Source organism: Shigella sp. FC1967 (assembly GCF_001743005.1).
In the GTDB taxonomy this organism is placed as follows: domain Bacteria; phylum Pseudomonadota; class Gammaproteobacteria; order Enterobacterales; family Enterobacteriaceae; genus Proteus.
Map to the genome: position 1 here is coordinate 1 of NZ_MIIZ01000172.1, position 278 is coordinate 278.

General features: G+C 39.6%; 1 protein-coding gene and 1 pseudogene. Both read left to right on the forward strand.

All coding sequences use genetic code 11. The annotated features are described in order from the left end of the window. Positions 1-86: sigma 54-interacting transcriptional regulator (locus BHE89_RS26775; protein ID WP_171742422.1), on the forward strand; the 86-nt coding region annotated here is incomplete at its 5' end. Between the two features lie 68 nt (positions 87-154). Continuing rightward, positions 155-278 (forward strand): annotated as a pseudogene (locus tag BHE89_RS01580) (sigma 54-interacting transcriptional regulator); the annotation flags it as partial.

A 278-nucleotide genomic window follows, 5' to 3' on the forward strand; every position in this document is an offset into this window, starting at 1 on the left:
AAGCTAATGGTGGCACTGTTTTACTTGATGAAATAGGTGAAATGTCGCCGCAAATGCAGATCAAAACTTCTACGTTTTTTAAATGATGGCACGTTCCGTGTTGTTGAAAGTGAATTATTTGGCTATGCAGCGGGTGCTTATCCTAATGCATCTTGAAGGGAAAAAAGGCTTTTTTGAGCAAGCTAATGGTGGCACTGTTTTACTTGATGAAATAGGTGAAATGTCGCCGCAAATGCAGATCAAAACTTCTACGTTTTTTAAATGATGGCACGTTCCGT